The sequence below is a fragment of the Marisediminicola senii genome, assembly GCF_011057645.1.
GTDB classification, from domain to species: domain Bacteria; phylum Actinomycetota; class Actinomycetes; order Actinomycetales; family Microbacteriaceae; genus Marisediminicola; species Marisediminicola senii.
This window is the reverse complement of sequence record NZ_JAALGE010000004.1, coordinates 1-13,260: the sequence shown is the minus strand read 5'-3', so window position 1 is coordinate 13,260 and position 13,260 is coordinate 1. Positions and strand designations below refer to the sequence as shown.

Annotated in this window: 12 protein-coding genes; 2 read left to right on the top strand and 10 right to left on the bottom strand. The window is 68.8% G+C overall.

Annotated features, from left to right (window positions below; genetic code table 11):
* Positions 1 to 84 precede the first annotated feature (84 nt).
* Both rpmA and rplU read right to left on the bottom strand, forming a co-directional pair.
* Positions 85 to 333 (bottom strand): 50S ribosomal protein L27, encoded by a 249-nt coding sequence (gene rpmA, locus G5S38_RS03405; RefSeq protein WP_165064295.1) that lies wholly within the window; start codon positions 331 to 333, stop codon positions 85 to 87.
* Between the two features lie 33 nt (positions 334 to 366).
* On the bottom strand, positions 367 to 675 hold the full coding sequence (gene rplU / locus G5S38_RS03400; RefSeq protein ID WP_165064292.1) for a 50S ribosomal protein L21: 309 nt from the start codon (positions 673 to 675) through the stop codon (positions 367 to 369).
* Between the two features lie 188 nt (positions 676 to 863).
* Here rplU and G5S38_RS03395 point away from each other — a divergent pair, with 188 nt between their 5' ends.
* Positions 864 to 1,139 carry a DUF4031 domain-containing protein gene (locus G5S38_RS03395; RefSeq protein ID WP_165064289.1) on the top strand — a complete coding sequence of 92 codons (276 nt, stop codon included), beginning with the start codon at positions 864 to 866 and terminating at the stop codon, positions 1,137 to 1,139.
* A gap of 34 nt (positions 1,140 to 1,173) precedes the next feature.
* On the opposite strand, the gene G5S38_RS03390 is transcribed toward G5S38_RS03395, so the two are convergent.
* From G5S38_RS03390 to G5S38_RS03375, 4 genes are read right to left on the bottom strand one after another with little or no spacing between them, the layout of a single operon-like run.
* On the bottom strand, positions 1,174 to 2,547 hold the full coding sequence (locus tag G5S38_RS03390; RefSeq protein ID WP_165064286.1) for a hypothetical protein: 1,374 nt from the start codon (positions 2,545 to 2,547) through the stop codon (positions 1,174 to 1,176).
* Positions 2,541 to 3,374, bottom strand: coding sequence for a TIGR03943 family putative permease subunit (locus tag G5S38_RS03385; protein ID WP_165064283.1), 834 nt, complete (start codon positions 3,372 to 3,374; stop codon positions 2,541 to 2,543). The genes G5S38_RS03390 and G5S38_RS03385 overlap by 7 nt, the downstream gene beginning before the upstream one ends.
* Positions 3,364 to 4,389 (bottom strand): permease, encoded by a 1,026-nt coding sequence (locus tag G5S38_RS03380; RefSeq protein WP_407943821.1) that lies wholly within the window; start codon positions 4,387 to 4,389, stop codon positions 3,364 to 3,366. The genes G5S38_RS03385 and G5S38_RS03380 overlap by 11 nt, the downstream gene beginning before the upstream one ends.
* 41 nt (positions 4,390 to 4,430) lie before the next feature.
* The gene (locus G5S38_RS03375) at positions 4,431 to 7,331 is read right to left on the bottom strand and encodes an Rne/Rng family ribonuclease (RefSeq protein WP_165064280.1); all 2,901 of its coding nucleotides are present in this window, start codon (positions 7,329 to 7,331) and stop codon (positions 4,431 to 4,433) included.
* 345 nt (positions 7,332 to 7,676) lie between these two features.
* Between G5S38_RS03375 and G5S38_RS03370 the strand changes: the two genes are divergently transcribed.
* Entirely contained in the window at positions 7,677 to 8,276 is a 600-nt protein-coding gene (locus G5S38_RS03370; protein ID WP_165064277.1) for a vitamin K epoxide reductase family protein, read from the top strand.
* 36 nt (positions 8,277 to 8,312) lie between these two features.
* Here the strand turns inward: G5S38_RS03370 and ndk are convergent, their stop codons facing one another.
* From ndk to G5S38_RS03350, 4 genes are all read right to left on the bottom strand, one after another.
* Positions 8,313 to 8,732, bottom strand: a complete 420-nt coding sequence (gene ndk / locus G5S38_RS03365) for a nucleoside-diphosphate kinase (protein ID WP_165064273.1) — start codon at positions 8,730 to 8,732, stop codon at positions 8,313 to 8,315.
* A 77-nt stretch (positions 8,733 to 8,809) separates the two neighbouring features.
* On the bottom strand, positions 8,810 to 9,217 hold the full coding sequence (locus tag G5S38_RS03360) for a DUF4233 domain-containing protein (protein ID WP_165064270.1): 408 nt from the start codon (positions 9,215 to 9,217) through the stop codon (positions 8,810 to 8,812).
* The gene (locus G5S38_RS03355) at positions 9,214 to 10,755 is read right to left on the bottom strand and encodes a bifunctional folylpolyglutamate synthase/dihydrofolate synthase (protein WP_165064267.1); all 1,542 of its coding nucleotides are present in this window, start codon (positions 10,753 to 10,755) and stop codon (positions 9,214 to 9,216) included. The genes G5S38_RS03360 and G5S38_RS03355 overlap by 4 nt, the downstream gene beginning before the upstream one ends.
* Positions 10,748 to 13,260, bottom strand: a 2,513-nt coding sequence (locus G5S38_RS03350; protein WP_165064264.1) for an isoleucine--tRNA ligase, incomplete at its 5' end; no start/stop codon positions are given. The genes G5S38_RS03355 and G5S38_RS03350, both read right to left, overlap by 8 nt.

The window sequence follows — 13,260 nt, the reverse complement described above, 5'->3', positions numbered from 1 at the left end:
GCGGCGACTGCCGCCGGCCGGGTGATGCGGGTGGTTAAACAGTGACAGCGAGCCGAAGCTCGCTGTCACGGATACTGCAGAAAGCTACGCGACGATATTGACGACCTTGCGGCCGCCCTTCGCGCCGAATTCGACCGCACCGGGGGCGAGGGCGAACAGGGTGTCGTCCTTGCCGCGTCCGACGTTCACGCCGGGGTGGAAGTGCGTGCCGCGCTGGCGGACGATGATCTCGCCCGACTTGACGACCTGGCCACCGAAGCGCTTGACGCCGAGGTACTGCGCGTTCGAGTCGCGACCGTTGCGGGTGGAGCTTGCGCCCTTTTTATGTGCCATGAGTGTTCAGCTCCTGAAGAGTGGTGGTGGGTGTTAGTTGATGCTGGTGATCTTGACGCGGGTGAGTTCGGAGCGGTGACCCTTGCGAACCTTGTACCCGGTCTTGTTCTTGAACTTCTGGATGACGATCTTCGGGCCGCGGAGGTCGGTGATGACTTCGGCGGTCACGGTGACCTTGGCCAGGGCGTCTGCATCGTGGGTGATCGTCTCACCGTCGACGAGGAGCACCGGCGCGAGTGCGATGTTGCCGTTCTCGTCGGCCTTGATGCGGTCGAGTACGACGATCGTGCCGACCTCGACCTTTTCCTGCCGACCACCGGCGCGCACAACTGCGTAAACCACGTTGAAACCCTAACTATTCGGATCTGAAAGATTCAGAGAGAAGACTGGCGTGTCAAGCGGACTCAGCCCAGCGCACACCAAGGAGCCACGATACTCGATGGGCGGTGTTCCGGTCAAACCGGAGCCCCGGCGCGTCGTGGGCGGTTTCGGCCGCGGGCCGGAGTCCGAGACGACCATAGACTCGGCCCATGCCCGTGCTCATCGACCAGCCTATCTGGCCGGCGCACGACACCCTGTGGGCGCATCTGGTCAGCGATTCGTCACTGGCCGAGCTCCACGCGTTCGCCCAGGCCATGGGCATCCCCCGCCGGGCGTTCGATCGTGACCACTACGACGTGCCGGAAGCCCGGTATGCCGAGCTCGTCGCCGCGGGCGCCATCCCGGTGACCGTGCGGGAACTCGTGGTGCGGTTGCGGGCGAGCGGCCTGCGGGTGACGCAGCGGGAGCGTCGCAGCGCGCCGTGACGCGGCCGCTCCGGTGACGGCGGCGCAGCATCCATCACCAGACGAGCGAGAACCCGTCGAAGCTCGAGACGACTTGCCCTGACTCGATGTCGATCACCACGGTGGTGACGGTCGTCGTGACGGGGTCCATGGCGTAGCCGTCCGACACGCTGGAGGCGGCGTCCGGTGTGATCTCGACCGACAAGTACTGGCTGTTGGGCGAGACCGCGAAGCCGTAGATGCTTGCCCGCCCGTCGTCGCTCGTGTACAGCACCCGCGCCGCGTCGCCGTCGTCGGCGACGATGTAGCTCTGGAACCGGCCGGTCTCTTCGTCGAGCACGGCGACCTGCTGGATGCGCTCCGCTCCCTCCCCGAGTAGCTGCACGTCGCCACCGGCCGGTGCCTGCCCCTCAACGGGAGCGGCGATGATGCGCTCCTCGGTGCCGTCGGCGAGCGAGAGCGTGAGCCTGCTGTAGATGTCGCTCACCACGAGGGTGGTGCCGTCGGGAGAGGCGCTCTCCACCCCGTCGTACTGCCCGAGGGGGATGCCGGGGGTGTCGGATGCGGGGTCGATGAGCGACAGCGCGAGGTCGTCTCCGTGCACGACCGCGGTGGTGCTGCCGTCGGGGAGGAAGAACCATTCCATGACCTCGATGGGCTGCCCGTCGATGCCGAGCACGGGTTCGACCGTGTGCGAGCCGGTGAGGTCCATCCAGTACAGCAACTGGTTGACCCGTGGCTCGGGGGCGTCGATGGCGCTGGTCAGGGTGAAGCCCATCAGGCCGGTGTCGCCGGCGACGTCGAGCCGGTCGATGGTGCCGCGTACCGGCAGCACGATGTTCTCGACCGTGAGGTCGTCGATGCTGACCAGCTGCATCGAGCTGGTGCGATCCTCCTCGAGGCTGACCACCACGAGCAGGCCGCCGACGACCTCGAAGTCCTGGATGCCGGGAGCCGAGTACACCACGGACCTCGACCCGCCGCGGATGCCGGAGGTCATGATCACGTCGTCGCCGCCAACCGCCGGGTCTGCCCGGTCGAGGTAGTAGAGCTCGGCGTCGACGGTGTCGAAGCGGTGCTCGAAGGTGGTCGCCGTGTCGGTGAAGGTATTGGTGACCCCGTCGATCGTGACGGTGTACTCGGCGCCGTAGCGCAGCCGCTCGTCGAACTGCACCGAGATGATGTCACCGTCGGTGGCGACCGAGAAGTCGGCCTCCGGCGTGATGGTCACCTGCTCTTCGTCAACCTGCGCGATGGGCTGGTTGGCGAAGAAGCGCAGCTGCTGGTTGGGAAGCTCGACCACCTGGCGGCTGCTGATCGACACCTCGGAGAGACGCGGGCCCTGGCTCGAGGTGAGGAACACGAAGACGGCGCAGAGCACCACCAGAACGCCGACGATGGTGCCGAAGAGCCGGGGGAACGTCACCACAGGTAGGGCTCGGCCGGCTGCTCGACCGGCACCATGTCGTCGACGGTCAGCACGATCGGTTCGGTGCTGGCACGCGACGGGTTGGTGCCGAACTCGCCGTCGACCTGCACCCAGTCGTCGATCGCGAACTCGGCACGCCAGTTCTCGAGGTAGACGGGCACGCCGACCGGCTGCGCGTCGACCGCGCAACAGGTGACGACGAACCGGGTGAGGTAGAACATGTTGTCGGAGTCGTCGGGGTGGTCGGCGATGAAACCGACCATGCTCGCGGGCTTCTCGGCGTAGAACGAGGTATCGGTGGTCTGTCGCAGCAGCGACGCCCAGTCGAGCACGGTGAACGCCGAGAAGGCACCGTCGGTGGCGGTGGCCGCGTCGTCGACCGACTGGATCTCCGAGCCGACGCCGGTGCTGTTGATGCTGCGCTGCCCTGCCGTCGCCGACGACAGGGTGGCGGGCGGCAGCACGATGAGGGTGAACGCGATGACGAGGGTGAGCGCTGTGCCGAGGGTGGCGAACAGGGCGGCGCGGCGGCGCGCGGGAGACGAGGCATCCTGGCCCGTGAGGGTGGGATCGAGCTCGGCCAGCGGGTCGGAGCCCACGCCGTGGTCGTGGTCGTGGTCGTGGTCGTCGTCTCCGCCGGGGTCGGCGCGCATCGCGAAGCTCGCGAGCACGAACGCCAGCCCAATGATCGCCATGGTCACGGTGAAGATGACGTAGCGCGGGTGGATGTACAGCACGAGCTGGCCGGTGACGGCGAGCCAGAGCGAGGAGACGATGGTTACGGCTACCAGGATGATGCCGTTCCAGCGGATGACGTTACGCCACAAAATTGACCACCAATCCGATCAGGGCGGCCATCAGGGAGACCACCGCCGTGAGTTGCACCAGGGTGCTCGTGCGGAACGTCGTGCGCATCATCGCCAGCATCTTGATGTCGATGATGGGCCCGAGGATGAGGAACGTCGCGATGGATCCCGGCAGGAAGATTCCGGCGAACGGGAGGATGAAGAACGCGTCGACGTTGGAGCAGATCGAGATGACGAAGGCGAGCACCATCATCGCGAGGATCGACCACAGCGGGTTGCTGCCGAGGCTGACCAGCACCGAGCGGGGAACGGCGACCTGCACGATGCCTGCGATGATGGCGCCGATGAACAGGGCCGGCATGATGACGCCGGCCTCGCGGGCGAAGAGGTCGACACTCTTGCGGCCGTTCGAGCGACGTGCGGCAGCGGCATCCACCACCCGGCATTCCGCGGCGAAGCGCGAGGTCAGCAGGGACTCCTGGTCGGGGTGCCTGCTGTAGATCCAGCCGATGAGGTTGGCGATCGCGAAGCCGCCGAGCAGGCGGGCGACGAGGATGCCGTCGTCGAAGCCGAACGCCTGGTGGGTGGTGATGATGGTGATCGGGTTGAGGATCGGGGCCGCGATGAGGAAGGTCATCGACTCGGACACCGTGAAGCCCTTGGCGACGAGTCCCCTGGCGAGCGGCACGTTGCCGCACTCGCACACCGGCAGGAACATGCCGAGGAACGAGATGGCCATGCGCCTGAGCACCGGGTTCTGCGGCAGCACCCTGATGATCCACGCGTCTGGCACCCACACCTGCACGAGGATCGACAGCACGATGCCGAGGATGACGAACGGCAGCGACTCGATGATGACGCTGTAGCTCAGCGTGAGCAGGTCCTGCAGGGCGTTGGGGAGGTTCAGCTCGCCCATCGCCGGGGTGAGGGCACGAAGCGTGAACAGCCCCGCGATCCCCAGCACGCCGATGAGCAGGCCGGCCACCGTGGCAGTGCTGAGCTGTCGCGGTGGCCGTTCGACGACCCTGCTACCCACGCGTTCTCCCCAGGTCACGATGCATTCGCATGCGATCGACCCTAGCTGCCGGAGCCGACCGCGTCGGAGGACGAGCCAGCGTCGGCTGGCACGTCGGACTGCGCGCTGGTCGGTGCCGCGCCCTGCGCCTCGGCCGTGACGGTGCCGGACGACGAGGCACGGCGCGAGGTGCGGGTGCTGCGACCCTGGCCGGACGGCCGGGGCTCCGGCAGGGCGTCGAGCACGGAGTCGAGGATCTGCTCGGCGTCGTGCGTCGACATCTTGCGCGGCGTGCGCACGACCTTCTTCTGTGGGATCTCGATCAGCGTCGGGGCAGACGAGACGGGCTCGGCGACCGTGACGACGCCAGCGGCATCGGTCGTGACCGCGGGGACCACGATCGGCTGCGGCGGCGTCGAGCCGGGTGCTGCCGGCGCCTGCTCCGTGGTCACCGGGGTGATGGCCGCGGGGGCTGCGGACCCCGAGGACGACGCGCGACGGCGCGGCTCGCGACGACCAGACTGGCGCCCGGACTGCTGGCCGGACCCCTGCTGGCTGCCACCCTGCTGGCCGGACCCCTGCTGGCTGCCGGACTGCTGGCCGTTCGACTGCTGGCCGTTCGAGCCGCCGGACTGCGGCGCGTCGGCCTCTGATGCCGCCGGGGTGACCGGGGTGTCGATGACCGCGGCGACCGCGGCATCGGCGATGGCATCGAGGGGAACGGATGCCGCATCCGCCTGCGTGATGGTGGAGGTCGCGATCTTGGCGAGCGCGCTGCGCACGTCGTCGGTGATGGCGTGCGTGCCACCGCCCGACTTGGGCGCCGAGGTCGACGGGGCGGACGAGCCGCCTCCGCCGTTGGTGTTCGCGCCCTTGCGGCCGCGGCGGCCGGTCTCGGGCTGCGGCGACTGGCGGTGCGCGACGAGCGGGTCGTGGTTGACGATGATGCCGCGGCCGGCGCACGCCTCGCAGTTCTCGCTGAACGATTCGAGCAGGCCGAGTCCGAGCTTCTTGCGGGTCATCTGCACGAGCCCGAGCGAGGTGACCTCGGCGACCTGGTGCTTGGTGCGGTCCCGCCCGAGGCACTCCACCAGGCGGCGCAGCACGAGGTCGCGGTTGGTCTCGAGCACCATGTCGATGAAGTCGACGACGATGATGCCGCCGATGTCGCGCAGCCGCATCTGGCGCACGATCTCTTCTGCCGCTTCGAGGTTGTTCTTGGTGACGGTCTCTTCGAGGTTGCCGCCGGATCCGACGAACTTACCCGTGTTGACGTCGACGACGGTCATCGCCTCGGTGCGGTCGATGACGAGCGAGCCGCCGGAGGGCAGCCAGACCTTGCGGTCGAGGGCCTTCTCGATCTGCTCGGAGATGCGGTACTCGTCGAACGAGTCCTTCTCGCCCTCGTACTTCTCGATGCGGTCGATGAGGTCGGGGGCGATCTGCGCGAGGTAGGTGGAGATGGTCTCCGCGGCGTCGTCCCCGTCGATGACGAGCTTCTGGAAGTCTTCGTTGAAGACGTCGCGGATGATCTTGACCAGCAGGTCGGGCTCGCTGTGCAGCAGCGCAGGCGCCTGGGCCTTCTCGACCGTCTCGCTGATGTGCGCCCACTGCGCGGTGAGCCGGTTGACGTCGAGAGTCAGCTGCTCGTCGGTGGCTCCCTCGGCCGCGGTGCGCACGATGACGCCGACGTTCTCGGGCAGCACCTCTTTCAGCACCTTCTTGAGGCGCGCACGCTCGGTGTCCGGCAGCTTGCGGCTGATGCCGTTCATCGACCCGTTGGGCACGTAGACGAGGTAGCGGCCCGGCAGCGACACCTGGCTGGTGAGCCGGGCGCCCTTGTGGCCGATCGGGTCCTTCGTGACCTGCACGAGCACGGTGTCGCCGGGCTTCAGCGCCAATTCGATGCGACGGGCCTGGCTGCCGTTGCCGCTGTCGGCGGCCGCGGCATCCCAGTCGACCTCGCCGGAGTAGAGCACGGCGTTGCGGCCGCGGCCGATGTCGACGAACGCGGCTTCCATGCTCGGGAGCACGTTCTGCACGCGACCGAGGTAGACGTTGCCGATCAGGCTGGCGTCCTGCGCCTTGGCGACGTAGTGCTCGGAGAGCACGCCGTCTTCGAGCACGCCGATCTGGATACGGTCGAGCTTGGAGCGCACCACCATGGTGCGGTCGACGCTCTCGCGGCGGGCGAGGAACTCGGCCTCGGTGATGACGGTGCGGCGGCGCCCGGCGTCGCGGCCGTCGCGGCGGCGCTGCTTCTTCGCCTCGAGGCGGGTGGAGCCCTTGATGCGCTGCGGCTCGGTGATGAGCTCGGGCTCCGGGCGGGGCGGGCGAACCTTGATGACGGTGTTGGGCGGGTTGGGCGCGTTGCGGTCCTCTTCGCCGGTGCGGCGGCGTGAGCGGCGGCGGACCGTGCTCGACTCGTCGTCGTCGCGATCCTGGCGGTCACGGTCGCGGTCGCTGTCGGTGCGGCCGAAGCTGTCGGTCGCCCCGCCGCGGCGGTTGCCGCTGTCGCGGCCGCCATCGCGGTTGTCTCCCCTGCCACCGTCGCCGCGGCCGGCGTCGCGGCCGCCGCGGTCGTCCCTCGACGATTCGCGGGGCACGTATGCCGGCAGGTCGGGGGCCTGGAAGATCAGGGACGTCGACGGCAGGGCCCTGGCGGGCGGTGACGCGGTGTCGACAGTGGCCTGCTCGACGGGGGCCTGCTCGACGGCGCCGTCGACGTCCGTGGTGTCCGTACCGGCGGTGTCGCCACCGGTGGTGTCGTCACCCGCGGCGTCGGGCGGGGTCTCGTCGGCCGGTGCCTCGAACGACTCGGGCTGGCCGGCGCCGGTGTCGATGCTGCCGGACGGCATCAGCGGCGCCCCATCGATCGGGTCGTCGACTGCCTTGGTCTTACGGGCTCCGAAGAGGCTCTTGCGCCTGCGCGGCGCCTGTTCCATGTTGTTGTTATCCACCATTACTGGTGCACTCCTTGCCCGTGACGGCCAGCCGCGCTACTCGTCCGGGTACTCTCTCGTGCGGTGGCTCGCTGTCGCGATCCTCCGCGAATTCTCACGTTGCGCTTCCGGCCGTGGTGGAGATGTCGCGCGCATTGCGCGGCACTCGTGTTTCGTTGGCTCTGGTCGCGATCGTCTTCGGTCGTGGTTCTCGGAACTGGCTATCCGACGCTTCAAGTGACGAGCGGTCCGGCTCGGTGCCCGGAGAGTTCTTTGGTGTCGCATCGGGCGCGGCCCGGTCGACGTCACCAAATTATCGCACGACCGCGGATTATTCCCGCATTGGGCGGGTGCGATAATCCGATCATGACCAGCACCCGCTCCCCCGGCCGACCTGTCGCGCTCGCCGTCTTCCTGGTCGTCGCCGGGGCGATCGGCTTCACGGCGGCGTTCGCGCTGACCCTGGAGAAGTTCGTGCTGCTGGCCGACCCGCAGGCCGCGCTGGGCTGCGACTTCAGCCTGCTGGTGCAGTGCGGCCGCAACCTCACGTCGGCGCAGGGCGAGGTGTTCGGCTTTCCCAACCCGCTGATCGGCATCGCGGGGTTCGCGGCCGTGATCGTGGTGGGCATGGCGGTGCTCGCCGGCGGGCGCTTCGCCGCGTGGTTCTGGGTGTTGTTCAACATCGGGCTGGCCGGGGCGCTGGCGTTCGTCGTCTGGCTGGTGACTCAGAGCATCTTCGTGCTCGGCACCCTGTGCCCGTGGTGCATGGTCGTGTGGTCGGTGACCATTCCGCTGTTCCTCGCGGTGACGCTGTACAACGCGTCGGCGGGCAACCTGCGGCTTCCCCGTGGCCCTCGCCGCGTGCTGGCGTCGGCGTACGGGTGGGTGCCGCTGATCAGCGTGGCGTGCTACCTCGCCATCGCCGTGGTGGCGCAGCTGCGGCTCGACGTGATCAGCTACCTGTAGTCGGCGCGATCGGGCGAGCCGCAGCATCCACCGGTCTCAGTCGAACCAGAGGGCCAGTTCGCGTTCGGCCGACTCGGGCGAGTCGGAGCCGTGCACGAGGTTCTGCTGCACGGCGGTGCCCCAGTCACGCCCGAGGTCTCCGCGGATGGTGCCGGGAGCGGCGACGGTCGGGTCGGTGGCACCTGCGAGGGATCGGAAGCCCTCGATCACGCGGTGGCCAGCGAGGCGTACGGCGACGACCGGTCCGCTCTCCATGAACTCGACGAGGGGCTCGTAGAACGGCTTGCCGACGTGCTCCTCGTAGTGCTGGGCGAGCAGGACTCGGCTCGCCTGCACGAGCTTGAGGTCGACGATGCGGTACCCCTTCGCCTCCAGCCGGCTGATGATGTCGCCGGTGAGTCCGCGCACGACGCCGTCGGGCTTGATGAGGACCAGGGTCTCCTGGATGTCGGTCATGGTGGTTCCTTTATGGTGCGTAGGTGACGTGGTGCGTGGGTGGAATGGTGCGTCGGTGGAACTGCGGGATGGAAGGGTCAGCCGGTGGGGCCTGCTGGCGGGTCTGCCGGCGGGAAGGCCGAGTTGCGGATGTCGAGGCGGCGCCCGGTGATGTAGCAGTAGGTCCACAGGGCGGCGAAGCCGACGCCGATGAAGAACATCATCGGCACGAGGAATCCGCTCGCGATGAGGAGCGCCTGCACGACCCAGCCCAGCCAGATCGCCCATTCGAAGCGCTGCAGGCGGGCGAGCACGAGGGTGGCGACGAAGAACAGCCCGCCGCCGACGAATGCCGGGGTGGGCTCGAGAACGTCGAGCGCGAACACCACGAGGGTGACGAAGAACACGAGCAGCGACTCGAGCACGAGCACCACCGACAGCAGCGACTCGGTGGCTCCCCGCCGCCGTGGTGCGGGCCGGGAGGCGGAACGGCCCCTGCCGCTCATCCCTTCCAGCCCTCCGCGTCGGCCAGGGCGATCACGTCGCCCACCAGCGTGATGGAGCCGGTGACGAGCACGGCGCGCTTCTCGCCCTGCGCTGCCCAGTCGCGGGCGGATGCCACGGCCTCGACCAATTCGTCGAAGCGGGTCGTGATGCCGTCGCCCGCGACCTCCTCGACCACGTCGGCCAGCGCGTCGACGTCGACCGAGCGCGGTGAACTCGACCGGGTGACGGCGAACCTGGTCGCGATGGGGGCAATCGCCTCGACGATGCCGCGGCCGTCCTTCTCGTCGAGCACGCCGATGACGACCATGACCTCGTCGAAGGTGAAGTAGCTGCGCAGGGCGGCGGTGAGGGCGCGCGCGCCGTCCGGGTTGTGGGCGGCGTCGACGAGCACGGTCGGGTCGGTTCCCACCACCTGCAGGCGGCCGGGGGACGTCGCGGTCGCGAGGCCCTCGGCGAGCACGTCGCCGACGAGCATCTGGCTTCCGCCACCGAGGAATGCCTCGACGGCGGCGATCGCGACGGCCGCGTTCTGCGCCTGGTGGTCGCCGAACAGCGGCAGGAACAGGTCGCTGTAGGTTCCGGCGAGCCCCTGCACGCTGAGCATCTGGCCGCCGACGGCCACCACGTTCTCGAGTACGCGAAAGTCGGTGTCCTGCGCGACGACGGTGGATTCGGTCATGCCGGCTGCCCTGGTGAGCTCGGCCTGCACCTCGGGGGTCTGGGCGGCGGACACGACGCTGGCGAGCGGCTTGATGATGCCGGACTTGGTCCTGGCGATCTCCACGACGGTGTTGCCGAGCCGCGCGGTGTGGTCGAGCGAGATCGGGGTGAACACCGCGACCTGCCCATCGCCGACGTTGGTGGAATCCCATTCGCCGCCCATGCCGACCTCGACCACGGCGACGTCGACCGGGGCATCCGCGAAGCTCGCGAACGCCAGGGCGGTGAGCGCCTCGAAGTAGGTGAGCCGCGGCTCCCCCGCCGTGTCGAGCTCGCCGTCGACGAGGTCGAGGTAGGGGCTGATGTCATCCCAGTTCGCGACGAGCGCCTCGTTGCTGATCGGGGCGCCGTCGATCACGATGCGCTCGTTCACGCGCACGAGGTGCGGGCTGGTCATCAGGCCGGTGCGCAGTCCGTACGCGCGCAGGATGCTCTCGGCGATGCGGCTGGTGCTGGTCTTGCCGTTGGTGCCGGTGATGTGGATGATCGGGTACGACCGCTGCGGGTCGCCGAGCAGCTCGACGACGCGGCGGGTCGCGGCGAGCCGCGGCTCGGGCGCCGATTCGCCCACGCGCGAGAGAAGTGCGCCGTACACCCGGTCGGCCTGCACCTGGAAGAGCGCATCGTCGCCGAGCTCGGGATCGTCAGTGAGCCGCGACTCGTTCGCGTACTCCTCGCGGTCGTCGGCGAACAGCGGGTCGCCGCCGAGTTCCGGGTCGGTGCCCAGTTCGGCGAACGGGTTGCGGTCCGGCTCGTCGCCCGACCCGTTGTCGTTGTCGTTGTCGTAGTCGTTGCCGTCGTTCCGTGCGTCAGACATCGACGCTCCTTCCCTGCACCGAGATCTCGATGACGATGTCGCTCTGGTTCGAGTATGCCGCTGCCGGGATGGTGGCCCGGTGTGCGCCGACCGACCCGGCGGTGGCCACGGCGGTCTGCAGTTCAGCCGGCGGGTGCCAGCTGGAGGTGAGGCTGACCGCGAGGGTCTCGTCGGCGATGACCCGCTCGAATTCGCGCACCCCGCGGTGCTCGTCCTCCGAGGCGAAGTACAGCGACAGGACGATGCGGTCGCTCACGTCGAGCTTCGCGGCCTTGCGGGCATCCTGCACCGCCCGCACGAGGTCGCGCGCGAGGCCCTCCGCGACCAGCTCGGGGGTCATCGCCGTGTCGAGGATCACGAACCCGCCGCCCGGCAGGAACGCGATCGCCTGCGCGTCGTCTGCCGCCTGCAGCTCGAGCTCGAACTCGCCGGCCTGCAGGGCGACGCCGCCGACCACCGCGCCGTCGCCGTCGGCCGTCCAGTCGCCGGACTTCGCGGCGCGGATGACCGTCTGCACGGCCTTGCCGATGCGGGGTCCCGCCGCCCTGGCGTTCACCGTCAGGCGCTGGCGGATACCGAACTGCTCGAGGCTCGCGTCACCCAGCGGGCGCAGCGTGAGCCGCTTGACGTTGAGTTCGTCGCGCAGGATGTCGGCGAAGTCATCCAGCCCGTCGGTCGTCGCCGTGACCACGGTGAGCTCGGCCAGCGGCAGACGCACCCGGTTGCCGGTGGACTTGCGAAGGCCGAGGGTGGATGACGCGATCTCGCGCACCCGGTCCATGGTGGCGACCAGGCCGTCATCCTCGGGGAACAGGTCCTTGTCGGGCCAGTTCTCGAGGTGCACGCTCCGGCCACCGGTGAGGCCCTGCCAGATCTCCTCGCCGACGAGCGGGATGAGCGGGGCGGCGACCCTGGTGACCGTCTCGAGCACGGTGTAGAGGGTGTCGAACGCGTCGGCGTCGCCCTCCCAGAAGCGGGCGCGGCTGCGGCGCACGTACCAGTTGGTGAGCACGTCGGCGAAGTCGCGCAGCAGCGACGCGGCGGTCGGGCTGTCGAGCGCCTCGAGCTCGCTGGTGACGTCGCAGATCAGCCTGTGGGTCTTGGCGAGCAGGTAGCGGTCGAGCACGTCGGGCGAGTCGGTGCGCCAGCGCGCTTCGTAGCCGCGAGGTACCGTGCCGGAGGGGGCGTCGGCCGCAGCATCCACCCCATCGATGGCGGCGCCGGTCGCGGCGTTCGCGTACAGGGTGAAGAAGTAGTACGTGTTCCACAGCGGAAGCAGGAACTGGCGAACGCCCTCGCGGATGCCCTCTTCGGTGACGACGAGGTTGCCGCCGCGGATCACCGACGACGACATCAGGAACCAGCGCATGGCGTCTGCACCGTCGCGGTCGAACACCTCGCTGACATCGGGGTAGTTGCGCAGGCTCTTCGACATCTTCTGCCCGTCGGAGCCGAGCACGATGCCGTGGCTGATCACGTTGCTGAAGGCCGGCCGGTCGAACAGCGCGGTCGACAGGGTGTGCAGCGTGTAGAACCAGCCGCGGGTCTGCCCGATGTACTCGACGATGAAGTCGGCCGGGTTGTGGTTCTCGAACCAGTCCTGGTTCTCGAACGGGTAGTGCACCTGCGCGAACGGCATCGACCCGGAGTCGAACCAGACGTCGAGCACGTCTTCGATGCGGCGCATCGTGGACTTTCCGGTCGGGTCGTCGGGGTTCGGGCGGGTCAGCTCGTCGATGTACGGGCGGTGCAGGTCGGTCGGGCGCACGCCGAAGTCGGCCTCGAGCTCGTCGAGCGAGCCGTACACGTCGATGCGCGGGTAGGTCGGGTCGTCGCTCTTCCACACCGGGATGGGCGAACCCCAATAGCGGTTGCGCGAGATCGACCAGTCGCGGGCGCCGCCGATCCACTTGCCGAACTGCCCGTGCTTGACGTTCTCGGGAACCCAGGTGATGTCTTCGTTGAGCTCGCCCATCCGGTCGCGGAACTCGGTGACGCGCACGAACCAGCTCGAGACCGCCTTGTAGATCAGCGGGTTGCGGCATCGCCAGCAGTGCGGGTAGCTGTGTTCGTAGCTCGCGAGCCGCAGCATCCGTCCACTCGCCCGCAGCAGCTGCACGAGCGTCTTGTTCGCCTCGAAGACCTGCAGGCCCTCGACCTCGGCGATGATCGGCAGGAACTTGCCGCCCTCGTCGACGGAGATGATCACCGGGATGCCGGCGGCGGCGCAGACCAGCTGGTCGTCCTCGCCGTACGCGGGTGCCTGGTGCACGATGCCGGTGCCCTCGCCGGTCGCGACGTAGTCGGCGACGAGGATCTGCCAGGCGTTCTCGGTGCCCCAGACCTCGGTGTCGGCGTAGTAGTCCCAGAGGCGGTCGTAGGTGACCCCCTCGAGGTCGCGGCCGGGGATGGATGCGACGACCGCCGCGACCGCGTCGGCCGGCGTCTCGTAGCCGAGGTCCTTGGCGTACGCGCCGACGGTGTCGGAGGCGAGCAGGTAGGACG